Source organism: Prosthecobacter sp., from assembly GCF_044227185.1.
GTDB lineage: Bacteria > Verrucomicrobiota > Verrucomicrobiia > Verrucomicrobiales > Verrucomicrobiaceae > Prosthecobacter.
Window position 1 is genome coordinate 17,425 of sequence record NZ_JBGAFO010000015.1, and the last position, 25,440, is coordinate 42,864.

Consider the following 25,440-nt stretch of genomic DNA (forward strand, 5'->3'; position numbering starts at 1 on the left):
AAGGCAGGAGTTTGCGAAAGTGCTGTGTTTCGGCAAAAGCAGAACTCGCGCCAGAGCGGTGATGTGCGAGATTTTCACCTGTACATGCGCACCAACCGCCTGCCCGTCCTGCTTTTTGCCACCGCCGTGCTGATGATGGTGGGCTCGGTGCTGTGGCTGCTGTGGGAGTCGCGGGGGGCATCCCCCGCCCAGGCGGATGTGACGCAGGCCAGGCGCAGCGGGAACTCCGGAAAGCCGACGGCGTTTACAGCAATGCCGCAGACGCAGACGCCTGCGGTGAGCGCCCCTGCCCCGCCTGCACCCGTGGCAAACCCAGCGGCAGGGCCCACCATCGCCACGCTCAATGTGCCGGGGTCCATGCCGAATGAGGCGCTGCTGACCTTTCGCACACCGGAGGCGCTGGCGGCATTCCGAGAGCGGGCGGCGGCGCTGGGTCTGGAAGTCATTGGATACGACATCAAACTGCGCACGGCGCGGGTGCGCTTTCGTGATACGCAGGGGCTGGAGCGTGACCTGAACGCGCATGCCGAGGACTACACCTACATCGGCCCGAATTTGATCACGCGGATTCCGGGGCTGCCGCCGCCGCCACCGGCCACGGACACTGCAAATGCGGGCGGGAGCGTGCCCTTTCGCAGCCAGGGTCTGGAAGCCATCGGTGCGGGTGGTGATCGCACGGGCTGGGGCCAGGGGGTGACGGTGGCGGTGGTGGACTCGGGGATTTCGAATCACCCCTCGCTCGCGAACACCCAGATCACCCATTACGATCTGGTGAAGGATGGGAGCGCCTTCAATGGTCACGGCACGGCGATGGCTTCGCTGATCGCGGGGAATGATGCGAGTGTCGGTGGTGTGTCACCGGCGGCGAAGCTGCTGGATTTCCGTGTGGCGGACAAGAACGGAGAGAGCAACACCGCGCTGGTTTCCTCCGCGATCATCCAGGCCACGGACCAGGGTGCGCGAGTCATCAACATCAGCCTCGGAGCGACGGGGGACTCGCCGGTGCTGGACGAAGCGGTGCGCTATGCGCAGAGCCGCAATGTGGTGGTGGTGGCCGCGGCGGGCAACGAGCAGCAGACGGCGCTTTCCATGCCCGCGGGCATCCCGGGTGTGCTGAGCGTGGGCGCGGTGGATGCAAACGGCACGCAGGCGTATTTTTCCAATTCCGGCGAAGGGCTGGTGCTGGTGGCGCCAGGGGTCGGGATTGTGTCTGGCTATGCGGATGGCAGGCTCGTGATCGGCAGCGGGACCTCGCAGGCCACGGCGATCACGAGCGGGGTGGTGGCGTATCTGCTCGGGCGTGGCTATTATGGGCCGAACATCATTCCGCTGCTGACTCGGACGGCGGAGCCGCTGCAGGCACCGGCCGCGGCGGTGGGTGCGGGGTTGATTCAACTGCCGAAGTAAGGGGGAGGGGCTGGATCGGCGAGAAGTCGAGGTGAACCGTGGTGCGGAGCGGCTTGATCGAGGACGAGTTCGAGTAGGAGGACGAGGACGAATTTTCTTCAGCGGCACACCTTGGCTGTTTGCCCCTCTTGACCTCCCGACCTTCTCCCTCTACTTCCCCCATGGCCCGCAACTACACGCTGCACAGCACGCACGAACCCAGCACCCGCATCGACTACAAGGCGGAGCTGAACGAGCAGCAGCATGCGGCGGTGACGAGCCCGCCGGGGCAGGCTCTGGTGATTGCGGGCGCGGGCAGCGGCAAGACGCGGACGCTGACGTATCGCGTGGCGTGGCTGCTGGACAACGGCATCCAGCCGGAGTCGATCCTGCTGCTCACCTTCACGAACAAAGCGGCACGCGAGATGCAGGAGCGTGTGCAGGCGCTGGTGACGCATGACGCGAGCCGCATCTGGGGCGGGACGTTTCACTCCATCGGCAACCGCATTCTGCGATACAACGCGGAGCGCCTGGGCTACCGCAAGGGATTCTCCATCATGGACCGGGAGGACCAGAAGGACCTGATGGAGACGGTGCTGGGCAGCAGCGGCATCGACACGACGACCTACCGGTTTCCGAAGGCGGAGGTGCTGGGGGACATTTTCTCGCTGGCGGACAACACGCTGTGCAGCGTGAAGGAGATCATCCACACGCGGTATCCTTACTTTGAAGAAGTGGCCAGCGGGATCATCAAGATGCGCACGCTGTATCAGGAGAAGAAGCGTGAGACGAACTGCATGGACTTCGACGACCTGCTGGCGCTGACGGTGCAACTGCTGGAGGAAAACGAAGACCTGCTGGAGCGCTACCGCAGGCAGTTTGAATTTGTCCTGGTGGATGAGTATCAGGACACGAACAGCCTGCAGTGCCGCATGGTGGAACTTCTCACGGGGCCGCAGGGGAACCTGATGGTGGTGGGAGATGATGCGCAGTCGATTTACTCATGGCGCGGCGCCGATGTGTCCAACATCCTCGAATTTGACCAGCACTGGCCGAGGGCACGCGTGCACAAGATCGAGGTGAACTACCGGAGCGTGCCGGAGGTGCTGAACCTGGCCAATGCGGCGATCGCCATGAACCGGGGGCAGATTCCGAAGAACCTGGTGCCGGCCCGGGCTTCGAAGGGGGTGCTGCCGGCGCTGGTGTCGCTGGACAGCTCTTCCGCGCAGGCGGCGTTTGTGGCGCAGCGCATCCTGGAACTGCAGGACGGAGGGGTGGAGTTGAACGACATCGCCATCCTCTACCGTGCGCATTTCCACAGCATGGAAATCCAGATGGAGCTGACCCAGCGCGGCATCCCGTTTCAGATCACCAGCGGGCTGCGGTTCTTTGAGCAGGCGCATGTGAAGGATGTGGCGGCTTTCATGAAGTTTGCCGTGAACCGGCAGGATGAGGTGAGCTTTATGCGCATGGTGCGGCTGTGCGAGGGCATCGGCAATGTGAGCGCGGCGAAGCTGTGGCAGGAATGGCTGAAGTCCGAGGCGGCCCGGGCTGAGACGATGCCGGGCACTTTTTCCGAGGTGCTGCTGCCGCTCAAGGTGCCGAAGAAGGCGAAGGCGACCTGGGACCAGTTTGCCTACACGCTGGATGAACTCATCGACAAAGAAGGCAAGGCCGTGGCTCCGGCGCAGATGATCCGCAGCATCACCGAAGGGGTGTATGAGGATTACATGAAGGCGAAGTTTAAAAACTACGAGCAGCGCCAGCAGGACCTGGAGCAGCTCAGCAACTTCAGTGACCGCTTCACTGATCCGCTGGAGTTTCTCAGCCAGCTTTCCCTGCTCAGCGGGGTGGACACCGACAACAATCCGGCGCAACAGGCGCAGCAGGACCGCGATGCCGTCACGCTCACCACGGGGCACCAGGCGAAGGGACTGGAGTGGAATGTGGTCTTCGCGGTGTGGCTGGCGGACGGCATGTTTCCGCACAAACGTGCCATTGATGAGGGCGGTGACGCTGCGCTGGAGGAGGAGAGGCGCCTCTTTTACGTCACCGTGACACGCGCGAAGGATGAGCTGTACCTGACATATCCCGTGATCAACCACCAGGCGAGGGATGGAGACATCATGATGCGGCCCTCACGGTTCATCACTGACCTGCCGAAGGATCTGGTGGAGGTGTGGAATGTGAAGAGCGGGTGGTGAGAGGGTGGAATATCCGGGTTGTCGTTTGCCTGTTCTCATGCAATTATTACTCCCTGTCATGATCGCCGAGAAACTTCCCTCCATCGCTGGGCTCAGCATCGAAGAAAAGTGGACCCTTGCCGTGGAACTTTGGGACGAGGTTAACGAACGTCAGAGCGAGCTGCCGACAAATCAGGCCATTCTTGATGTGGTCGAACAGCGTTTTGCCGACTACGAACGCGACCCCAGCACGGCTCTGACTCTGGAGGAGTTCAAACGCAAATACCGCCTGCCGTGAGCGGGCATGAGATCATTCTCCTGCAAGGAGCCCAAAGTGATCTCCTGAGCATTTATGCCGTCCAGGGGCGAGAAGACTTATCTGCGTGTCGATCAGGCTCTCGGCATTCTTCGGCTCTTTCCAGAGGCAGGCCCCATGCACTATAAAAACCGCGTGCGACGGCTCGTCGTCACGCGAACTCATTTTGGTGTTTTTTACTCTGTCACAGGGAACCGTGTGCAGATCGGGGCGGTCATGGATTTGCGACAATCACCCAAAGTGATCGAAAAGAGGCTTCACGACTTATAGAAAGCACGTGGCCGCGGAGCGGTCTCACACGGCTCAATCCATGATGTCGATCAGTTCCACGACGAAGTGGAGGGTGGCGTTGGGGGGGATGCCGGAGGCGGGCTGGCCCTGGAGGCCGTAGCCTAGGTAGCCGGGGATCTCGAGTTCGATCATGCCGCCTTTGTTGATGTGCTGCAGGCCTTCGGTCCAGCCTTTGACGACCTGGTTCAGGCCAAAGGTGATGGGCATGCCGCGAAGGTAGGAACTGTCGAAAACGCGGCCGCTGAAGAGCCAGCCATGGTAATTGACCTCCACGCGCTGCTGCGGTGTCGGCGCGGCGCCGGAACCCGCACGCAAGACGCGGTATTTCAGGCCGGATTCGGTGGTGGTGAAGGTCTTGGGCGCCTTGGGGTCAATGGTGCCCGCGCCTTCGGGGAGCTTGGGAAAGGGAACGGCCTCATCGGCGCGGGACCATCCTGAAGTGAGGAGCATCAAACCGCAAAGGGTGAGACTCAGGAGACGACACGGAAGAAGAGCGAGGCGGGAGCAGGAGCGAGGGGCGTTCATCCAACAGAACTGAGCGGAGGGAGAACATTCGTCAAGCGTTTCCAGGTCGTGAGCGCGGAGTGCGTGCTCGACAAGCGAGGCTGTGCCCCTGTAAGGTAGGCAAAGCCGCTATTCAGCATGCACCATTCTGTGGAAATCACGAAAGTGACCGCCGTTCCAACGGCGGTGATTCGCGGGCGCGTGCCGCAGAAGGAACTGCCGCGGTTTGTGCCTGCCGCCTGCGGGGAGGTGTGGTCGTTCGCCCGCGCCGCAGGGCTGCCGAAGCCGGGGCGGCATGTGGCCCTGTATTTGGACCGTCAAGGAAGCGTGGAAGTGGGCGCGGAGGTGTCGGAGCCCTTTGCGGGCAATGAGCGGGTGCACTGCTCCGAACTGCCCGCAGGCCGGGTGGCGACGACGGCTCATTTCGGCCCCTATTCCGGCCTGGGCGAGGCGCATGCGGCGATCCGGAAGTGGTGCGACGACCAGGGGCTGAGATTTCAAACCGTTTGCTGGGAAGTCTATGGCCACTGGGAAGAGAGCTGGAACGCCGATCCCGCCAAAATCCGCACGGATGTGTTTTACCTGCTGGCCGACGGGCAGGACTGATGTGCATGCGACAACCTCCCCCAAACCCGCGCCCAGCCTCAACCTGACATGCCTGAATACAACACCATCAGCACCGAGCAGTGGCAGATCATGCTGCCGAGCGACTGGGCGCAGAAGCCGCAGACCGACGGGCCTGCATCATTTTATTTCGAGTCCAAGGACGGGACCAAGGGGGCCTATATTTCCGTTTTTACGCGGACCAATCCCGGCTCCCCTGCGCTGGCGGATCTGGCGGCCTGGAGGGACACGGAAATCCGCAACCTGCATGCAATGCCCGACCACCATTGGGAGATCCTGGAGGAATGGCAGCATGACGAAGGCGGCACCGCCATATCAGCGAGCGACTGCCTGGACCGCAGCGCCAACTACCGCATCGTCTGCCTGCGCATGACGCAGTTTCCCTGGCTGGTGCGGGTGAGCCTGCATGATTACAACTGCACGGACTATGAAGCCTCCAAGCAGGCCTTTCTGCCCCTGATTGATTCGTTTGCGCCGGTCATTGAGTGAACCATAGCCCCCTCCGATGCAGCCAGCCACCCACACTTTCCGCATTCTTGCCTGCTTGAGCCTGCTTCTCACCGGCTGCTCCAGTCACAAGAGCTCTCGCGGTGAGCAGCGGGTCAACTGTGACACCCCTGCCATCTCTGACCTCCGCACGGCGGACAGCCTGACGCTGTACTCTCTCCTTCCGCTAGAGACATGGAATCTGGATAATGATCCGAAGCGGACTGCGGCCCGATTCAAGCGTCTGCCGACCTTTCATGACTTTCCTGTTCTTGGCAGCTTCACGGTTTCGCCTGGAAAGGAGACACGCGTCTGGCAGAACTTGCTGGTGGAGCGGCCACGATTCCTGTGTGACTTCATGCCCCGGCATGGGGTCCGGGCGGTCAAAGATGGAAGGCACACTGATTTCCTGATGTGCTTCTCCTGCGGGGATCTCCTGGTATACCGGCATGGCGGGCCTGAAACAGACCATCGTCCAGTGTGGTCCGCAGAGGTCAAGGTCCGCCTGAATCGAGAGTTTGATCAACGCCACCTCGAACGCGACAAGCCCTGACCAAGCTTTGGAAGCGGGCCCTTCCCTGTTTTTGTTCCAGCCGGTTGCTCAAAGGGACGCCGTGGTGGTGGCCGCCGCGGCCTCGAATTCGTCCACATAAGGCTCTCCGGTGATCTTCTCGATCTTCTCGCGGTTTTCCTCGGCGCTGAGAGGCGGCTCCTCCTCCCCTTCCTTGATGGCGCGGCCGTGCCAGGTGAGGTGCCAGTCCACGCGCTTCCAGCCGCCGTCCACCCGTTTGAAGGTGTAATGGAGCTTGGGTCTGCGGAAGCCAAAACCGTCATCGATGGGGCCGATGGTCATTTTCACTTGGAGCGGCTCACCATCGGCTATCTGCTTAATTTCGATAGGAGCCTGGGACTTGTCACCTTTGAGCAGGAAATGATTTTCCTTCTCCTCGGTGAGGCCATGGCGGTGGAAGGCATTGATGGACCAGTCGTAGGCCGGAAAGGTCTGGGCGATGTCCCACATGGTGGGCTCCTTGTCTTCCGGGAGTTGCACCACATCCTCGATGATTTTTTCCGCCATGGCCGGCCGCTTGAAGGCAAGGAAGCGCTCGTCTCTGCCCCTCTGCGCCCGGTGCTCCGGGGTCTCACAAGCTGGGAGGCAAAGCGTCAGGCACAGGGCTGTCAAAAGAGGGGTGCAGGGATTCATGCGGAGAGTGCCGGCGGCACGCGTCTGATACAGAAGGATGCAGGCCAGTTTTTCCAAGATTCAAAGGGTGATAAGTCTGCCACAAATCCCTACCAGTTTCCCGCTCCGGGCGCAAGCGGCCAGCCCGAGGCGGCTAAAGGATTCGGAAAAGAGGTGAAACTTCCGAGCGCCCTTTTCGTTTAACCCGGCATCGAGCTGAATCAGCGGCCGATCTCACCATGAAAACGCGCCTTTTCCTCCCCTTCGCCTGCGCACTGTTTGTCACCACCACCAGCCTTCAGGCAGACAATGAGGTCTATCGAACCTGGACGGACGCCCAGGGACGAAAACTGGATGCCACCTTCCGCGGCATCGAAAATGGCAACGTCTTCCTGCAGGTGCGCAATGGCTACGTCTATCGGCTGCCGCTTGATAAACTTTCCGCCGCCGATCAGCAGGCCGCCAAAACCCTCAAGCCGGAAGGTCTGGGAATCCCCTCAGACCCCAATCTGGCGCAGGCCGCCGCGCAGATCGACATGCTGGTGGAGGCCGGGCTGAAGAAGGCCGAGCAGAAGCCCAACCCTCTGGCCTCGGATGAGCAGTTCGTCCGCCGGGTGTTTCTGGACCTCGCGGGCCGGATTCCCACCCGGGAGGAAACGCTGGAGTTCATCAACGACCCGAGCGTCTCCAAGCGCGCCCACGTCATTGACCGCCTGCTGAAATCCGATGGATTCAACAGCCATCTGTTCAACTACTTTGCCGACATGCTGCGCATGGCGGACGTGGCGCAGAAGGCGCGCTTCTACACCTACCAGGACTGGCTGAAGGGGCAGCTCGCTGACAACGTGCCATGGAACAAGATCGTGTACTCCATGATGACTGCGGACGGCAAACTGCTGGAAAACGGCGCCACGGGCTACCTGCTGCGCGATGCCGGCATGCGGCTGGACAATCTGAGCCTGACGCTGAGCACCTTCATCGGAGCGAACGTCTCCTGTGCGCAGTGCCATGACCATCCCTTTGCCGACTGGACGCAGAGGCAGTTCTATGAAATGGCGTCCTTCTTTGGCGCCACCGAAACCTACGGGGCCAAGGGCAACACCCCGGGGGTGCAGGGCATGCGCAAAGTGCTCGCCTCCCTGGGAGACAAAAAGCTGGAGAAGCAGGCAAAGAACCTCCTGCGGGTGAACGGCCTGATGGTGGAGGACACCACGGAGAATGACCTGAAGCTGCCGGACGACTACAAATACCCTGACGCCAAGCCCGGAGAACATGTGGTGCCGAAACTGATCACCTGGAGCGATGACAAGAACAAGAAAGCCTACCAGGGCGTGCAGACCACCAAGCATGATGAGCAACTGCGCACGCAGTTTGCCAAATGGATGACCTCGCCTGACAACCCGCGGTTTGCCATGACCATCGCCAACCGCATGTGGAAGCACATCTTTGGCATCGGGGTGAAGGAGCCGGTGACGGACCTGGATGACCCGGCCGCGAGCGTGAACCCGGCTCTGCTGCATCATCTGGCCAATGAAATGGTGCGCCTGAAATTTGACCTCAAGCAGTTCCTGCGCGTGCTGTGCAACACCCAGACCTACCAGCGCGAGGCGACCAGTCATGAACTGGCTGACGGCACCCCGTACCTCTTCCCCGGCCCGATCCTCCGGCGCATGACGGCCGAGCAGGCCTGGGACTCCTGCGCCACGCTGGTGGTGGGCGCCGATGTGGACAAGTTCAAAGGGCATCGTGGCGCAACCTACGCGAAGGCGATGAACATCGATCTCAGCGGCAATGCCTCGCCAGACGTCGTCAAAGGCCAGATTGAAAACGCCATTGCCAGCATGCGCCAGTTTGGCGGAGGCGGAGGCAACCCCAAGAACAACGCGAAGAAAAAGCGTGCGATGAACCAGGAGGAGGACCTCACCGTGGCGCCGCCGGTGCGCAACGGCATGGTGCTGGCCCGTGCCTCGGAACTGCCGCAGCCTGAAAAGGACCAGCATTTCCTGCGCATGTTTGGCCAGAGCGACCGCCAGATCGCCGACAGTGAAAGCGAGGAGGGCAGCATCCCGCAGGTGCTGATGCTCATGAACGGAGAGGCGCAGCGGGTGATCGGCCAGAATGACTCGCTGGTGGTGCAGACAGCCAGCGCGCAAAAGACGCCCGAGCAGCAGGTGGAAAGCCTCTACCTCAGCTTCTTCAGCCGCAAGCCCCGGCCGGATGAACTGGACAATGCAGTGGCAGGGCTGAGCAATGGCATGACCATGCGCGACCTGACCTGGGTGCTGTTTAACACCCGTGAATTCATCTTCGTGGAATAACCCCCTTCCCCTTCACCATCATGAAACTTCAGAACCAGCTTGATCCCATCACCCGGCGTGCGTTTTGCGAGCGCTGGGCCAGCGCCGCGCTCGGAGTGACTGTGCTGCACGGTCTGGGTGGCAGCGCGTTTGCCGCGGAGGCAGCCAAGACCGCGGCCCCGTCCGGCCCCGGCTTTGGCAAGGCGAAGAACGTCATCTTCCTCCAGATGATCGGCGGCATGACGCACATCGACACGCTGGATCCAAAGGAGGGGCCCACGCAGGGCCCGAAGAAACCGATCAAAACGAAGGCTGACTTTCAACTGGGCGGCATCATGGAGAACCTGGCCAAGCAGGCGGACAAGATCAGCATCATCCGCAGCATGACCTCCAAGACCGGAGTGCATGCCGCCGGGCAGTACGTCATCCGCACCGGCTACGAGCAGCGTGGCACCATCAAACATCCCAACATTGGCGCGTGGGCGCAGCATTTCCTGGGCTCCAGCCACAAGACGCTGCCCTCCAGCGTGTGCGTGAACCGCCAGCCGCAAAATGGCAACGGCTTCTTCCCCTCCAGTTTCTCCCCCCTGCCCATTCTGGACCCCGATGCGGGACTGCAATACGCGAAGAGCGAGGCCACTCCGGAGCAGATGATCAAGCGCCTGGTGATGCTGGATCAACTGGATGCAGGATTCCGCGACCGCTTCCAGACCTCCGAGGTGAAGAGCTACACGCAGTTTTACGACAAGACGATCAGCATCATGTCCAGCACGGACCTGGAGGCCTTCCATCTGGACGAAGAACCGGCCGCTTTGAAGGAAAAATATGGCAAAGGCAAGTTTGGCCAGGGCTGCCTGCTGGCGCGCCGACTGGTGGAGAAAGGGATCCGCTACATCGAAGTCGCCAAAGGCGGCTGGGACATGCACAACAACATCGACGACGGACTCGATGAACACGGGGCCGAACTGGACCAGGCGCTCTCCGCGCTGCTGGAGGATCTCAAGGAACGCGGCCTGCTGGAAAGCACGCTGGTGGTGCTGTGCTCGGAATTTGGCCGTGGTCCCAAGATCAACGGCAATGGCGGGCGCGACCACCATCCGAAAGTCTTTTCCACCCTGCTGGCCGGTGGCGGCATCAAGGGCGGCTTCATCTACGGCTCCAGCGACAAGGAAGGCATGGCCGTGGCCGACAAGCAGGCCAGCCCGCAGGATTTCCTCTCCACCATCGGCTGGAGCCTGGGCCTGCCGATCGATGAAGTCGTCATGTCCCCGAGCAACCGGCCGTTTACGGTGGGAGACAAGGGCAAGGCGATCATGGAGGTGTTTGCGTAGAGACGGCGGAGGTCAAATGACGAAATCAGAATGAGGAATGACGAATCAATGGGTCAATGAGCAATGTGGCCCTCATCGGTTCACCAGCCTGTCATCCCATCCATTCATCATTCGCCATTCTGGTTTCGTCATTTCCTCGCAAGCCTCTTGAAATGACCGCCGTTTTTTAGGCCTCATGACCTCCCGCCGCCATTTTATTTCCGCCACTTCCGCTGCGTTTGCCGCCTCTTCGTTTCACATCTTCGGGGCAGATCCGGCAAAGAAGTACCGCACGGCGCTGATCGGCTGCGGCTGGTGGGGCATGAACATCCTGAAGGAGGCCATCGCCTCAGGGCGTGCGAAAGTTTGCGCCCTCTGCGATGTACATGAAGATGTGGCTTCGAATTCCAGTGATGAGGTCAACGGCCTCAACGGAGACGAGCCCAAGCTCTACAAGGACTACCGCGAGCTGCTGGACAAGGAGAAGCCGGAGATCGTGATCATCTCCACCCCGGACCACTGGCATGCGCTGCAGAGCATCGCCGCGTGCAAGGCGGGGGCGCACGTCTATGTGGAAAAGCCCACAGGACACACGATCAATGAGAGCAAGGCGATGGTGAAGGCCGCGCGCGAGGCTGGAGTGGTGGTGCAGGTGGGTCTGCACAGGCGCATCGGCCCGCATCATGTGGAGGCCATGAAGTTCCTCAAATCTGGTGCCGTGGGAAAGGTGGGCATGGTGCGCGCGTTTGCCGACAGCAAGGGCGGCCCCGAAATGGCCAAGCCCAACAGCCAGGTGCCGGAGGGCATGGACTGGGAGATGTGGTGCGGCCCGGCCCCGCTAAGGCCCTTCAACACCAAGCTGCACCCCGGCGGCTGGCGCAACTTCATGGACTACGCCAATGGCACCATGGGGGACTGGGGCGTGCACTGGCTGGACCAGATCATGCTCTGGAGCGGCGAGAAGGGACCGAAGAAAGTCTTCTGCACCGGAGGGCGCCCCGTGGCGGGCCCCGCGGTGCTGAATGACAAGGAGCAAACCACCGACGCACCGGACCACCAGGTGGCCACCTTTGAATTTGAGCAATTCACCGCCGTGTGGGAGCACCGCAAGTTTGCCGACAACAACAACGAGAAGCACAAGATCGGCTGCTACTTCTACGGGGAGAAAGGTGTACTCCACATCGGCTGGCGCGATGGATGGACCTTCTACCCCGCGGACCCCAAGAGCCCCGAGCAGCACGGCAACCACCAGCTTCAGGAGCCGCACGGCCACAACATAGCACTGCTCTGGACCGACTTTATCGACGCCATCGAAAAGAAAAAGCAGCCCGTCGCCGACATCGAAAGCGCTCACCGCTCCTCCTGCCTGCCGCTGCTGGGGATGATCAGCTACAAGGCGGGGCGCAGCATCCAGTGGGATGCTGAGAAGGAGCAGATCATTGGAGATGAGGAAGCCTCCAAGCTGATGAGCCGGGAATACCGCACGCCCTGGGTATATCCGGTTTAAAAGCAGTCTTCGCCTCCGGGCTATCCAAAGTGGCCGCAAGATATTTGAGATTGCGAGCCGCGTGGCAGCAGTGCATTTTATGGATGTGAGCACGAACTCTGAAACTGGCAAGCCAGTGGTCTCCCCAACGGAGGCCACGCAGCCAAGGCTGCGCTACGAACCAAAGCCGAAGGGCTCATGGAAAAAGCTGGTGGGTGCCATGAAAGACTGTGACCTGTCCGAAGAAGCTTTTCGTCTCGGTGCCGAATGGCGTGAGCAGATGAATCGCGAAGGCAGGTAGAGCCATGTTTGTAATCTTGGATACCAATCACTACCGGGAATTGGTTCATGAAACCCCGCTTGGAGACCGATTAAGGCAGCGGTTGATCGACGCCGATGCCGATGCATTTACCACGGTGATCACCGCTCAAGAAATTTATCAAGGCTGGGCGGCTGAGATCAACCGGAAGTCAGCGGGAAGCAACCAGGTGCACGCATATAAGCAGTTTTTGCTCGCCCTGAGAGCATTCGAGAGAATCACCATCCTGCCTTTTGATGAAGATGCTGCCGTGGAATTTCACCGCCTGCAAAGTTTCCGGCTAAGAGCAGGAACGATGGACCTCAAAATAGCCGCCATCGCCGTGTCTCACACAGCATTGTTGCTCTCCCGCAATCTGACAGATTTTCAGAACATTCCAGCCCTCCGGCTTGAAAACTGGCTGGATTGATCCAAACGCAACAGATCGGGCCTTCAAATTATTGCCACTTCGCCTTGCGATTTCCTTCTGCTTTCGGCATGGCTCATAGAATCAGGCATCCTTCCTGCTTTGATTCCCCAGCTCCACCCAGCCATGTCCGAATCTCCCCCGCAAAACCTCCGCATCCACGGCTTTCAACTTCTCGAAGACGACCTGCGCTACCTGATGGAGGCCTTCTCCGCTGTGCTGAAGCAGCTCGGGGAGCCTGAACTGGCCGACAGCCTTCCCTGGATCGGCAGCGGAGTGCCGCAGAAAACGAACCGCTCGCTGGGGCAGGCGTACTCCATCGCCTTTCAACTGCTCAACGTGGTGGAAGAGCGTGCGGCCTCGCAGATCCGGCGACTGCGTGAGAAGAAGAACGGCCCGGAGGCTGAGAAGGGCCTGTGGGCGGACAATCTGAAACAACTGCGCAGTCTGGGGCTGAATGAGGCGGACATTCTCGCTGCGCTGCGGGATGTCTGCGTGGAGCCGGTGCTGACCGCCCACCCCACGGAGGCGAAACGCGAGACGGTGCGGGAGCTGCACCGCGAGATCTACAGCCTGATGAACCGGCACGAGAACGCGGCCTACACCCCGCGTGAGCAGGCGCGGCTGCAAAGCCAGCTTCAGACCCAGCTCGAAAATCTCTGGCGCACCGGGGAGATCCACGTGACGCGGCCCAGCATCGAGGCCGAGCTGCAAAACGCGCTGCATTACCTGCGCGATGTTTTTCCAGAGGCGCTGACTCGCGCACACGTCCACCTCCGCGAGGCCTGGCAGGCTGCGGGATATGATGTGGCGGAGATCGACTCCCTGCCCCCGCTGATCCGCTTCGGATCGTGGATCGGCGGCGACCGTGACGGGCATCCCTTTGTGACAGCGGACGTCACACGGCATGCCCTGCAGGTGATGCGCAAAAACGCGCTGCGGGTGCAGCGGCGGGCGCTGGAGTCCCTGGCCTTTCATCTGCCGCTGAGCTCGCTGTTTCAGGTGACGCCGATACTGCTGACGGAACTGATCAATTCGCTCAGTGCGCAGCTCAAAGCCGAGCCTGGCGTGGACCTGGCCTACATTCTGGAGCGCAACAAGGAGGAGCCGTGGCGTGCTGCTGTGTACCTGATGCACGCGAAGGTCCTGCTGGCCATCGAGAAGCCGGGCTCACCTGCCGCGTATGTGCAGCCGGGCGAACTGCGAGCGGACATTGATGTCCTGGCGCAGACGCTGCTGGATGTCGGATCGAAAGCCGTGGTGATCGAGCAGATCGTTCCGTTTCGCCGCAACCTCACCGCCTTCGGATTTCACTCCGCGGTGCTCGATGTCCGGCAAAATTCGGCCTTCCATGAAAAGGCACTGGATCAGCTCCTGCGTGCCGCCGGCCTGCTGGACGGCGGCTCTTTCATCACCTGGAGTCTCGAACAAAAGCGGGAGTTGCTGGAGCGGGAACTCGCCTCGCCGCGCCCCTTCCTCGCACCTGGCATCTCCGCAGGGCCGGAAGCCGACACCGTGCTGGACTGCTACCGGGTGCTGGCCGAGCATCGCACGAAGTTTGGCAATGCCGGCCTTGGTTCCCTGATCATCTCGATGACCCGCAATGTGGAGGACATGCTGGTGGTCTTTCTGCTGGCCCGTGAGGCCGGACTCATGACCTGGAGTGAGGAAGGCCTGGTCTGCCCGCTGCCAGTGGTGCCTCTGTTTGAAACGATGGGGGATCTGGAGTCGGGTCCGGGGATCGTGGAAGCCTTCCTGTCGCATCCCATTGCCAAGCGCAGCCTGCTCGCGCAGAGCAACGGAGGCACGCCGGTGTTTCAAATGATGGTCGGCTACTCCGACTCGAACAAGGACTGCGGCATCGTGGCCAGCCAGTGCGCCCTGCACCGCGCGCAGCGGGAGCTTTCCAGCACGATTCAGCGCCATGGAGTGCGGCCCATCTTCTTCCATGGCCGCGGCGGCACCGTGGGACGTGGCGCGGGCCCCACGCACTGGTTCATGGAGGCGCTGCCGCATGGGTCTCTGAGCGGCGGCATGCGCATGACGGAGCAGGGCGAGACCATTGCGCAGAAATACGCGCACATCAGCTCCGCCGTGTACAACACCGAGCTGCTGATGGCCTCCGCCACGGCGGCCACCGCGCGCCACCGCTGCACGGAATCCAGCGCACACCCGGCTCTGGAACCTCTCTTTGACAAACTGGCCGCTGACAGCCGGGATGCCTACCGCGCCTTTCTGCACGCGCCGGACTTCATGAAGTTCTACCGCCAGGCGACGCCGATCGATGCTTTGGAAAACGCGCGCATCGGCTCCCGCCCGGCGCGGCGCACGGGGCAGGCTTCGCTGGACGATCTGCGGGCCATTCCCTGGGTGTTTTCATGGACGCAGTCACGCTTCTACCTGCCCGGCTGGTTTGGCGCGGGAAGCGCCCTCACGAAACTCAAAAAGGATGATCCGAAGAGCTACGCCACCCTGGCGGCGAGCATCCCGGGCTCGGCCTTCCTGCGCTACGTACTCACCAACATCGAAAGCTCCCTGGTGAGCGCCAACACGGATCTCATGAAAGCCTACGCGGGCCTGGTGGAAGACGTGGCGGTACGCGATCGCTTCCTCGGGACTGTACTGGGCGAATTCGAAGCCACGCGTGCCATCATCGATGATCTCTTTCAGGGCACCTTTGAAGAACGCCGCCCGCGCCTGGCCTACACGCTCAACATTCGTGAGGAGCCTCTGAAGGTGCTGCACCATCAGCAGATCGCTCTGCTGCGTGAGTGGCGCGGACTCGCCGCCGCCGGCAACACCGAGGCGGCCGATGCGATGGTGTCCGACCTGCTGGTTTCGATCAATGCGATTGCATCGGGGCTGCGAACCACTGGCTAAAGCAATGACGAAACCAGAATGGCGAATGACGAATCAATGACCAAGCCCGCACGCCGGCATTGATCATTCATTCGTCATTCCTCATTCTGGTTTCGTCATTCGAATTCTCGCAGAGTCACCTTTGCTCCCGGCTCTCTCTCGTCATGCCCTGCCTCGATACTCTCCGGGCGCGACGCCGACCCAGCGTTTGAAGACGCGTGAGAAGATCGCCGCGTTCGCGTAGCCCACATTGGCAGCGACGACTTCCAGCTTGTCGTTTCCGGCTTCCAGAAAGCGGCGTGCCTGCTCCATGCGCAGGCAGGTGAGGTGCTGCATGGGGCTGCGGCCGAGCTCCTTCATGCAGAGGCGGCGGAGGTGCTCCGGGCTGCAGTGGCTGCGGTGTGCCAGCTCGGCCAGCGTCCAGTCGCGCATGAGATCCTGCCCGACGTCCGCCCAGAGCCGGGCCACGCGGGGCTCGCGGCTGCGCCAGGGCTGCGCGGTGCGGCGGATGGTGGCGTGCAAAAGCTCCAGCCAGTGGTGCAGCAGGCTGGGCTCGCGCTCGCCCTCCCACTCGGCGCGCAAACCGGAGATGATGCGTACGATTTCATCTGCATGCACGGTGGGCATGACGGGCGATGCCGCGCCGACCACAGGGGTGACAAAGCTGGGCTCATCGTAGCGCACCCAGGCAAAGCGCCAGCGCTCGCGGCTTTTGGCCGCAAAGGCATTCAGCACCCGCGGGGGCGCCAGGCACACAGTGCCGGGCTTCACGCGCTGCCAGCGGCCGTCCAGCAGGATGGCCCCTTCCCCGCTCATGCACGCGAGCACAAAGCTGCCGGTGGGACTCATGCGCACCCGCCGGTAGGGCGGCAGCGCCTCATCCATGCCAAAGCGCGCGATGCGGTGCGTCGTCATCTCCACACAGTCCCGTGCCTCCACCACCCAGCGCCGCGTGCGCGGGCCGTCGATGGTGGTCTCTGTGAGGTCGGGAGTCATGGCGGTGATTTAACCGCTGGTCCGGCGGATGTCACGCGGAGGTGCATTTCAGGCATGACACCGTGCATGAGCTCCTGCTAGCCTGCGATTATTCAACCCGTATTCCCGACCACCACCATGAAGCACCTGCTTTCCCTGCTCCTTCTCGCCACCGCGCTGCACGCGGAACCTGTGTCCATCTTCGATGGAAAAACGCTCGATGGCTGGGACTACGATCCCAAGATCTGGCGCGTGGAGGACGGCATGATCACCGGCGGCTCCACGACGGAGAAGATCAAGGAGAACCATTTCATCTGCACGAAGAAGAACTACGCGAACTTTGAGCTGAAGCTCAAGATCAAGGTCAGCGGAGATCCGAAAACGGGCATGCTCAACAGCGGCATCCAGATCCGCAGCCAGCGCGTGCCAGGCGGCGCGCACATGAGCGGCTATCAGGTGGACTGCGGCGCGGGATGGTTTGGCAAGATTTACGACGAGTTCCGCCGCAACAAAGTCATCTGGGCCCCCACACCGGAACAGCAGGCGGCGCTGGACAAGGCCGTCGATGTCTTCGGCTGGAATGAATATCGCATCCGTGCGGAAGGCACGCGCATTCAGACCTGGATCAATGGTGTGCATTGCATCGACTACACCGAGACGGACAAGAACATCGCGCTGGACGGCCTGATCGGCCCCCAGGTGCACAGCGGCGGTGTGTGCCTGGTGCAGGTGAAGGATGTGACGGTGGAAGAACTTCCCGCCACTCCCGGCGCGCCTACGTGGGAATCGCTGGGTGGCGTGGATGCCGCGCGCAAGCTCGTGGCCCCGCCGCCGAAGCCGCAGGCCGATGCCGCAAAGCCAAAACGGGACATCAGCTACAACAACGTGCAGGGCACAGCGCTCACCGCTCAGGAGCAGTTGAAGAAATTTCATGTGGCCGATGGATATGAAATCGAGCTCGTGGTGCAGGAGAGCGACGGCATCGGCAAATTCGTCAGCGTGTACTTTGACCAGCGAGGTCGATTGTGGACGCAGACCGCCTTTGAATATCCGGTGGATGCGAATGAGAACCCGGCCGCCGCCGAGGCGGTGTATGCGGCCCGGGGCAAGGACAAGGTGCTCGTCTATCCGCGGGAGTCGGTGAATGCGCCGATTCCCGCGGGTGGACTCACCCACCCGACCGTGTTTGCTGATGGCCTCGCGATCCCGCTCGGCATTCTACCCTGGGGCAATGGAGACAGCTGCTACGTGCTGCACGGCCATGACCTGCTGCTTTTGAAGGACACCAACAACGATGGCAAGGCGGACGCGCGTGAAGTCATCCTGACCGGATTCGGCGTGCAGGATTCGCATTTGTTTCCGCATCAGTTCACCCGCGCACCCGGCGGGTGGATCTGGATGGCGCAGGGCCTGTTTAACAACAGCAAGGTGCACAAGCCGGGGAGTGATGTGGTGGTTGACTATCCGAAGTGCGGCATGGCCCGCATGCGCCCGGATGGCAGCGAGTTTGAAATGACCAGCGTGGGTCCGAACAACATCTGGGGGCTTGTGATGACGGGCGAGGGAGAAACCTTCATCCAGGAGGCGAACGACTATGGCTACCCCATCATGCCCTTCCACGAGTATGCCTACTACCCCGGCGGCATGGAGGCGCTGAAGAAGAGCTATCAGCCTGACTTCCCTCCGACCGCTGACTTCCGCATGGGCGGCACGGGGTTGAGCGGGCTGGCCTTGATCGAAGGTAATGTCGTACCGGCTTTAGCCGGCTCTGGATCTCCGGAACCGGCTAAAGGCGGTACTACAATACCCAAACCGGCGTACGTCATGGCCGTCGCCAATCCGATCATCTCCAAGATCCAGACCATCGCCCTGCATCGGACGCAACCGGGCGATGAGAAGCAGGGCAACATCACCGGTCTGCGCCTCGAACAACTCGCCGACCTCCTCACCTGCGACGATCCATTTTTCCGGCCGGTGGGCCTGACGAATGGTCCTGATGGATGCATCTATATCGTCGATTGGTACAACAAGATCATCTCCCACAACGAGGTGCCGAGAAACCACCCCGACCGCGACAAGACGCGTGGGAGAATCTGGCGCATCTTTCCGAAAAGAGCGCGGAGCTCCGAGTCCGCAGCACTCCGCGAAGCCGTCCCTGCTCCTCAAGGTTCCGAAGACAGCGCCACCGGAAAGACGGCGCTCAAGACCCAGCCACCTGCTGCGGGCTCGGGGGCCCGCGCTCCGCAGGCCATTCCGGATTTCACGAAGCTCAGCACGGATGAACTCATTGCCATGCTGGGCTGCGAACCTGTCGCAAAGGCACATCTGGCGTGGCAGACACTTGAGGATGAGATTTTCCCCTCTCGTGCCACGTTTCGCCGCCCGCACCAAAAACCACCTGTCTCAGCCCTTTCCGCCATAGTCGGCGACCCCGCCTCCAGTGTTTCAAGAGCAGTCCAATCGCTCTGGTGCCTTGAGGCAGCAAGGCAGATGTCCACCGAGTCGCTGAAGGGCCTGCTTAAATCCCCGATTCCCTCCATCCGTGCACAGGCCATCAAAAGCGCTGGGGTTTTATGGCCTACCGCAAACATGGGATTGTCCATTCACGGGGATCCAATGAACATAGTCAGTGAGTCGCTTGTTCATGATTTTTCACCTGAGGTTCGCCGTGCAGCGATTCACTCGCTGTCCAAAATGACCTTGAAGAGCACGCTCGCAGATGGCAGGGGCATGTATGCAGTTGGGATGAGTTCAAACGTCCGCATTCCCCACGATGAGGAAATCGTTGCGGCTTTGCTTGAGGCAGCCCGGCCCTCTCTCCCTGGCCCGCTGGGCCAGTCTTCGCGCGGCCCAAAACAAATCCCTGTGCGCGAAGCCTACGACCGTGAGTTCGAACGTTTCCTGGTGCGCATGCTTCTGGAGCGGCAGCCGGAAATCGTGGCGAAGTTTCTGGATTCGGATGCTGCGGCGAAACTTCCCGTCGAAGCACGGGTGCTGGCCTCACTTGCGCTTGAGCCGAAGGCCAGCGCCTCGCGTGTGGCAAAGCTGCTGACGAAGCTCGACCGCGCACCGAATGACGAGGAGCTTCTGCGGCTGGCTCAGTTTCCCGAGGAGCCCGGAGTGGGCGATGCCTTGAAGGCGCTGCTGACGAAGGAAAACTCCCGTACAGCAGTCGCTGAGAGACTGCTGGCTCAGCGCACGAAGCTCGATGCCGCAAAGATCGCGCCGCTGCTCACCGAGGCTGCGAGGGAAATGCTTCAGAGTGATGCGGGCACTCCTGCCCGCAATGAGAGCTCCGATGCAGGCAGGAGTGCCCGCATCACCCTGGCGCTGCAGCTTATCGGCGGCTTTCAGCTCACGGCACTCGAAGGCGAACTCATCGCCATGCTGAAGAATCCGCCGGGTGGACCGAGTGTGCGCGCCGCTGTCCTGAACACGCTGCGCGATCTGCGCAGCGGCGCGGATGATCTCTTCGCATCCATCGCCAAATCCGATCCAGATCCCCTTACCCGCGACGCCGCAGTGCAGGCGCTCGCCGCTTCGCGTGCTCCCGATGCCGCGGGCAGGTTTCTCGCCCTCTATCCCAGCCTCCAGCCCGCCCAGCGACGCGGCGCGCTTGCCAGCATCGCCAGTACGAAGGCGGGCGCGCGAGCCATCGTCGCCGCCTTGCTGGACAAGACATTGCCGCAGGCGGATCTCGATGGCCCGACGGTTGAAAAACTCGCCACGGTGCTTGGCAGCGATCCGGCACTGGAGAAGCTGCAAAGCCAGCTCGGCGGAGTCTTCCGCGAAGTGCTGCTGATGGATGGCGAAGAGACTGCGTGGGTGGACTCCAAAATCACGCTCGACGGTCCCTTCACGGTCGAGGCATGGGTGCGGCTGGCTCCTGGCATTGGCAATCAGGATGACCTGCTCGGCGTGCCCGGGGGCTGCGAGATGAATTTCTTTGGGTCGAAGTTCCGAGTCTTTGCCGGTCCGCAGTTGCGTGATGTCGTGGTCGCCACGAAACCCATGACGCCGGATCTGTGGACACACATCGCAGTGACGCGGGATGCGCAGGGCATTTGCCGCATTTACCAGAACGGCGAACTGGATGCGACCGCCAGCAAGCCCGCGCCGCAGAAGTGGGAAAACTGCCGCATCGGCTGGAGCGGCCCCAAAGGAGGGACCGAGGGGGCGATGACCGAGTTCCGCGTGTGGAAGCGCGAACGCACCGCGCAGGAAATCCGCGCCAGCTTCGACCGCATTCTCGAATCGTCCGAAGGCATGACGCGCTACGACTCCCAATGGGGCAGGCCCGGCAAAGGCGCCCGCGTCGCCAAGACCATCGACACGCCGCCGCTGCTCACGGAGGAGCAGGCAAAGACGTTGGACGCGAAGTTTAAGCGCTTCACCGCCCTGGCTCCGAAAGGCAATCCGCAAAATGGCAAGGCGCTCAGCGCGCTCTGCATGGCCTGCCATCAGATCGGCAGCGCGGGCGGGCAGATCGGCCCGAATCTCAGCGGTGCAGGTGCGATGGGGCTGGAGGCTGTGCTGCGGAACATCCTGACGCCCAATGCCGCCATGGAGCCCGGATACCGCATCTACCGGGTGGAGATGAAAAACGGCGATCTGATTGATGCCTTTTTTGTGAGTGAAGACGCACAGGCCACCGTCATCCGCCAGGCAGGGCTGCCGGACCGTCGGCTGGACAAAAAGGACATTCGCAGCACAAAATTCATCCGGCGCTCCCTCATGCCCGAGGGACTGCTGGATGCGCTGCAAGACCAGCAGGTGGCTGATCTGCTGGCCTACCTGATGACCTTAAAGGGGTAAAAGGAGGATGAGTCCTGTTTGACAGAGCGTCGGGAATCCCGATAGCGCTCTGCAAATCGCAATGCCGACCACCCTCCAAGACCCCGCCACCAAACCTGCCGCGCCGGCAGATCTGGAAATCAAAGATGCCCAGCTCATCTTCAACCACGTGTGGAAACAGCTCGAGGCGGAGTACGGCCGGGAAAAGCTGCGCTTTCCGAAAGAGCTGATCCTGCTGGGCGGCGCGCCAGGAGCGGGCAAGGGCACGAACACCGACTTCATCCGCAGCGTACGGGGGATCACCGCGAAGCCCATTGTGGTCAGCGCCCTGCTGGACAGCCCGGAGGCGCAGAAGCTCAAAGCCCAGGGCGGCATGGTGGGAGACCGGGAGGTGGTGGGCATCCTCATCCGCAAGCTGCTGGAGCCTGAGCAGCAGAACGGCGCCATCCTGGACGGCTTCCCCCGCACCAAGGTGCAGGTGGAGTGCCTCAAAATGCTGTTTGATGAAATGATCCGCCTGCGCCGCGACTTTTCCGAAACGCCTGACGCCGCGCATTTCAAGCAGCCCATCTTCCACATCATGGTGCTGTTTGTCGATGAGGCGGAGAGCATCGCGCGCCAGTTGAAACGCGGCACGGAAGTGCTGGCGCACAATGAGGAGGTGCGCCGCTCGGGCCTCGGCGAACTGTGGGAGGAGCGCGCCACGGACTTCGATGCCGCGCTGGCACGAAACCGCTACAAGGTCTTCAAAGAGAAGACCTACGATGCGCTCGTCTCGCTCAAGGAGATCTTTCACTACCACTTCATCAATGCGCAGGCACCCCTCGCGCAGGTGCAGGACAACATCATCCGTGAGCTTGAGTACCAAAGCTCCCTGGAGCTGGACCCACGAACCTTTGACCAGCTTCGCGACCTGCCGCTGGCCAGCGAGATTGTGCGTCATGCGCGTCAGGACCTCGTGCGCCGTCTGGACAGCTACAAGGTGGAAAAGCCGGAGCTGATGCAGGCGGTGGTCACCTTCATTGAGGAGAAGATGATGCCGATCATCGTACGCCACGCCATTTCCGGACGCGCGGACATCAACACCGAGGACAAGCTTTTCCACGATCCCGAGGCGCTGGCGATGCTCATCGACATTTTTTCCGAACGCGGCTACCACGCCACGGCGGACCTGCACCGCATCGAAATCCCGGAGCGCTTTGACCTGCAGACCGGCCAGATTTCCTGCCGCAAGAAGAAGGTTTTCCGCTTCCGCATCATCTTCAAGGGGTCGGAAATCCGCCGCGGGCAGTTTCTGCCGTAGAGCGTGCGGTTTGCAGGTTGCGGGAACCGCCCGCTCCCTCTACACATCACGCTCATGTCCACCATCGTCGTCACCCAAAAAAATGGCGTCGTCTGCATCGGCGCAGACACGCTCAGCTGTCTCGGCTCGCTGCGGCAGAAAGCGCAGCACGTCGTCAACAAGACCAAGATCACCAAAGTCGGAGACACCTTCATCGGTCTGACCGGCACCTCGGCGAGCCTGGTGGTGATGAACAGCTACTTTTCCAATCCGGAGAGGCCGCGCGATTTTTCCTCCTGTGAGTCCATCTTTGAAACCTTCCGTCATGCGCATGCCTGGCTGAAGGCCGAGTACTTCATGTCCGCCATGCCGGACAAAGGGGAGGAATATGAAACGACACAGTTTTACGGTCTGATGGCCAATCCGCATGGCATCTTTGCCATCTACTCCTACCGCTCCGCCCAGCAGTTTCACAAATTCTGGGCGGCTGGCTCTGGACGGGACTACGCACTCGGCGCGATGCAGACGGCGTATGACAAAGGCAAGACCGCAGAGGAGATCGCGCGAGCCGGCCTGGAGGCCGCGGCCGAATTTGACAGCGCCACCAGCGCACCGTTTGAGATTCACAATGTGCCGCTGCACTCCGCCGAGAAACCGAAACGTTCCCGCAAGAAGTAGCCGCCTGCCTCTTTCTTCTCTTCCTCCTCCCCAACCATGAAGCGTCTTTTTCTTCCTTTCCTCGCCCTGAGCGCCGCCCTCGCGGATGGCCCCAAGGACAACCTCGCCGACAACGTGCGCCCCGTTCCGCCTCCCGGAGTGGCCGTTCCTGAGGCAGACAAGACACGCCTGAGGGAAGGTTTGAAAAAACTCCGCACCGCCATCGATGAGGCGGCGAAGGCACAGGCGAAGAACCCGCAGCTCGCCGATCTGCTGCCTGACATCGAGATCTACCACAAGGCGGTGGACTGGGCGCTGCGCTACAATGAAGTGCACAAGCTGGGCGAACTCAAAAGCGCGGACGAAATTCTCGCCGAGGGTCTGCAGCGCGCCGAGCAGTTCAAAGGCGGCCAGGCTCCCTGGACCAAGCAGAAGGGGCTGGTGGTACGGGCCTATCGCTCCAAGATCGACGGCTCCGTGCAGCCCTACGGCATGATCATTCCCGAAAGCTATGTGGGGGCTCCTGTGCGGATGGACATCTGGTGCCATGGGCGGGGCGAAACGCTCAGTGAACTGGCTTTCGTGGACCAGCGCCGCAAACAGACGGGACAGATCGCTCCGAAAGGCGCGCTGGTGCTGCACCCCTACGGGCGCTACTGCTGTGCCAACAAGTTTGCGGGAGAGATCGATCTGATGGAAGCCATCGATCACGCGTCCAAGTTTTACGGCATCGATGAAGATCGTGTGATCGTGCGCGGTTTCAGCATGGGCGGTGCGGCGGCATGGCAGTTTGCGGTGAATTACGCGGACAAATGGTGCGGGGCCAATCCCGGCGCGGGATTCTCCGAGACGCCTGAATTTCTCGGCGGCTTTCAGAACGAAGATGTGAGCGGCGCGCCGTGGTATCAGCAAAAGTTGTGGCACTGGTACAATGCCACGGACAATGCGCTGAATTTGGAAAACTGCCCCACCGTGGCCTACAGCGGGGAGATCGACAAACAAAAGCAGGCGGCGGACATGATGGAGAAAGCCCTGCGTGGGGAGAACGTGGACCTGCTGCACATCATCGGCCCGCAGACCGCGCATAAAATTCATCCGGATTCGCTGATCGAGATCGAGAAGCGTCTGGCCAGCATTGCGGCGATCGGCCGGAACCGCGTGCCGAAGGAAGTCCACCTCTCCACCTGGTTCCTGCGCTACAACCACATGTTCTGGGTCAAAGTGGACGCCCTGGAGCAGCACTGGGAGCGCGGCCGCATCCATGCGCGCATCACAGGCCCCTCTGAGATCACGATCAAACTGCAGAACATCAGCGCCTTCACGCTGGACATGCCCTCCGGCCACTGCCCGATGCCGCTGCTCTTCAAGCCTGTGGTCAGCATTGACGGCCAGATCCTGGAGGTGACGCGCCCGAAGCTGGACCGATCCTGGCTGGTGCATTTCCAGATGAAGAATGGCAAGTGGACACAGACGCTGGACAACGAAGGCGACGGCAAGCTGATCAAAAAGCACGGTCTGGAAGGTCCCATCGATGACGCCTTCATGGACAAGTTCGTCTTCGTGAAACCCACCAAGCCCGGCTTCAATGAGAAAGTAGATGCCTGGGCCAAGGCCGAGCTGGAGCGCGCGCAGTTTGAGTGGCGCAGGCAGTTCCGCGGCGATGCCCCCACCAAGGACGACATCGCCATCAGCGACGCCGACATCGCCGCGAACAACCTGGTGCTGTGGGGAGATCCGCAGAGCAATGCGGTGCTGGCGAAGATCGCGGACAAGCTGCCGGTGCAGTGGAGCAAGGACAAGCTGGTGGCCAATGGCAAAACCTACGATGCCGCCACGAATGCGCCGGTGCTCATTTACCCGAATCCGCTGAACCCCACGAAGTATGTGGTGATCAACAGCAGCTTCACCTATCGCGAGTATGACTACCTCAACAACGCGCGCCAGGTGGCGAAGCTGCCGGACTGGGCGGTGATCGACCTCACCAAGCCGAAGACCAGCCAGGCTCCCGGCGGGATCAGTGATGCGGGATTCTTTGGCGAGAGCTGGGAATGGAAAGCGGCCCCTGCCCCGAAGAAGTAAGCA

General features: G+C 61.4%; 19 protein-coding genes. 16 read left to right on the top strand and 3 right to left on the bottom strand.

What is annotated here, in order from left to right:
- Positions 1-84 precede the first annotated feature (84 nt).
- The 3 genes from ACILSQ_RS27365 to ACILSQ_RS27375 all read left to right on the top strand — a co-directional run bounded on the left by ACILSQ_RS27365 (position 85) and on the right by ACILSQ_RS27375 (position 3,867).
- Positions 85-1,407: a S8 family peptidase gene (locus tag ACILSQ_RS27365; protein ID WP_395746877.1), complete on the top strand. Its 1,323-nt coding sequence runs from the start codon at positions 85-87 to the stop codon at positions 1,405-1,407.
- Positions 1,408-1,568: 161 nt separating this feature from the next.
- Complete coding sequence (locus tag ACILSQ_RS27370) at positions 1,569-3,590, top strand: ATP-dependent helicase (RefSeq protein ID WP_395746878.1); 2,022 nt, start codon at positions 1,569-1,571, stop codon at positions 3,588-3,590.
- Between the two features lie 58 nt (positions 3,591-3,648).
- The gene (locus tag ACILSQ_RS27375) at positions 3,649-3,867 is read left to right on the top strand and encodes an addiction module protein (protein WP_395746879.1); all 219 of its coding nucleotides are present in this window, start codon (positions 3,649-3,651) and stop codon (positions 3,865-3,867) included.
- 321 nt (positions 3,868-4,188) lie between these two features.
- Here the strand turns inward: ACILSQ_RS27375 and ACILSQ_RS27380 are convergent, their stop codons facing one another.
- Positions 4,189-4,626 carry an FKBP-type peptidyl-prolyl cis-trans isomerase gene (locus ACILSQ_RS27380; protein WP_395746880.1) on the bottom strand — a complete coding sequence of 146 codons (438 nt, stop codon included), beginning with the start codon at positions 4,624-4,626 and terminating at the stop codon, positions 4,189-4,191.
- A gap of 192 nt (positions 4,627-4,818) precedes the next feature.
- Between ACILSQ_RS27380 and ACILSQ_RS27385 the strand changes: the two genes are divergently transcribed.
- The 3 genes from ACILSQ_RS27385 to ACILSQ_RS27395 are packed head-to-tail and all read left to right on the top strand — an operon-like array spanning position 4,819 to position 6,343.
- The gene (locus tag ACILSQ_RS27385) at positions 4,819-5,286 is read left to right on the top strand and encodes a GyrI-like domain-containing protein (protein WP_395746881.1); all 468 of its coding nucleotides are present in this window, start codon (positions 4,819-4,821) and stop codon (positions 5,284-5,286) included.
- A 48-nt stretch (positions 5,287-5,334) separates the two neighbouring features.
- Positions 5,335-5,793: a hypothetical protein gene (locus ACILSQ_RS27390; protein WP_395746882.1), complete on the top strand. Its 459-nt coding sequence runs from the start codon at positions 5,335-5,337 to the stop codon at positions 5,791-5,793.
- 16 nt (positions 5,794-5,809) lie between these two features.
- Positions 5,810-6,343, top strand: coding sequence for a hypothetical protein (locus ACILSQ_RS27395; protein ID WP_395746883.1), 534 nt, complete (start codon positions 5,810-5,812; stop codon positions 6,341-6,343).
- Positions 6,344-6,391: 48 nt separating this feature from the next.
- Here the strand turns inward: ACILSQ_RS27395 and ACILSQ_RS27400 are convergent, their stop codons facing one another.
- The gene (locus ACILSQ_RS27400) at positions 6,392-6,994 is read right to left on the bottom strand and encodes a hypothetical protein (RefSeq protein ID WP_395746884.1); all 603 of its coding nucleotides are present in this window, start codon (positions 6,992-6,994) and stop codon (positions 6,392-6,394) included.
- Between the two features lie 218 nt (positions 6,995-7,212).
- Between ACILSQ_RS27400 and ACILSQ_RS27405 the strand changes: the two genes are divergently transcribed.
- The 6 genes from ACILSQ_RS27405 (at position 7,213) to ACILSQ_RS27430 (ending at position 15,671) form a co-directional block, all read left to right on the top strand.
- Complete coding sequence (locus tag ACILSQ_RS27405) at positions 7,213-9,291, top strand: DUF1549 domain-containing protein (RefSeq protein ID WP_395746885.1); 2,079 nt, start codon at positions 7,213-7,215, stop codon at positions 9,289-9,291.
- Between the two features lie 20 nt (positions 9,292-9,311).
- Positions 9,312-10,601, top strand: coding sequence for a DUF1501 domain-containing protein (locus ACILSQ_RS27410; protein WP_395746886.1), 1,290 nt, complete (start codon positions 9,312-9,314; stop codon positions 10,599-10,601).
- A 175-nt stretch (positions 10,602-10,776) separates the two neighbouring features.
- The gene (locus ACILSQ_RS27415; RefSeq protein WP_395746887.1) at positions 10,777-12,087 is read left to right on the top strand and encodes a Gfo/Idh/MocA family protein; all 1,311 of its coding nucleotides are present in this window, start codon (positions 10,777-10,779) and stop codon (positions 12,085-12,087) included.
- An 85-nt stretch (positions 12,088-12,172) separates the two neighbouring features.
- Positions 12,173-12,367: a hypothetical protein gene (locus tag ACILSQ_RS27420; RefSeq protein WP_395746888.1), complete on the top strand. Its 195-nt coding sequence runs from the start codon at positions 12,173-12,175 to the stop codon at positions 12,365-12,367.
- A gap of 4 nt (positions 12,368-12,371) precedes the next feature.
- Positions 12,372-12,794 (top strand): type II toxin-antitoxin system VapC family toxin, encoded by a 423-nt coding sequence (locus tag ACILSQ_RS27425; RefSeq protein ID WP_395746889.1) that lies wholly within the window; start codon positions 12,372-12,374, stop codon positions 12,792-12,794.
- Positions 12,795-12,917: 123 nt separating this feature from the next.
- Positions 12,918-15,671 carry a phosphoenolpyruvate carboxylase gene (locus ACILSQ_RS27430; RefSeq protein ID WP_395746890.1) on the top strand — a complete coding sequence of 918 codons (2,754 nt, stop codon included), beginning with the start codon at positions 12,918-12,920 and terminating at the stop codon, positions 15,669-15,671.
- A gap of 141 nt (positions 15,672-15,812) precedes the next feature.
- Here the strand turns inward: ACILSQ_RS27430 and ACILSQ_RS27435 are convergent, their stop codons facing one another.
- A complete protein-coding gene (locus tag ACILSQ_RS27435) occupies positions 15,813-16,646 on the bottom strand; it encodes an AraC family transcriptional regulator (RefSeq protein ID WP_395746891.1) in 834 nt (277 codons plus the stop codon).
- 117 nt (positions 16,647-16,763) lie between these two features.
- Here ACILSQ_RS27435 and ACILSQ_RS27440 point away from each other — a divergent pair, with 117 nt between their 5' ends.
- The 4 genes from ACILSQ_RS27440 to ACILSQ_RS27455 all read left to right on the top strand — a co-directional run bounded on the left by ACILSQ_RS27440 (position 16,764) and on the right by ACILSQ_RS27455 (position 25,437).
- Complete coding sequence (locus ACILSQ_RS27440) at positions 16,764-21,440, top strand: family 16 glycoside hydrolase (RefSeq protein ID WP_395746892.1); 4,677 nt, start codon at positions 16,764-16,766, stop codon at positions 21,438-21,440.
- A 61-nt stretch (positions 21,441-21,501) separates the two neighbouring features.
- Positions 21,502-22,722, top strand: a complete 1,221-nt coding sequence (locus ACILSQ_RS27445) for a nucleoside monophosphate kinase (protein WP_395746893.1) — start codon at positions 21,502-21,504, stop codon at positions 22,720-22,722.
- A gap of 54 nt (positions 22,723-22,776) precedes the next feature.
- Entirely contained in the window at positions 22,777-23,379 is a 603-nt protein-coding gene (locus ACILSQ_RS27450) for an MFS transporter (RefSeq protein WP_395746894.1), read from the top strand.
- Between the two features lie 36 nt (positions 23,380-23,415).
- Positions 23,416-25,437: a prolyl oligopeptidase family serine peptidase gene (locus tag ACILSQ_RS27455; RefSeq protein WP_395746895.1), complete on the top strand. Its 2,022-nt coding sequence runs from the start codon at positions 23,416-23,418 to the stop codon at positions 25,435-25,437.
- The last annotated feature ends 3 nt before the right edge of the window (positions 25,438-25,440 follow it).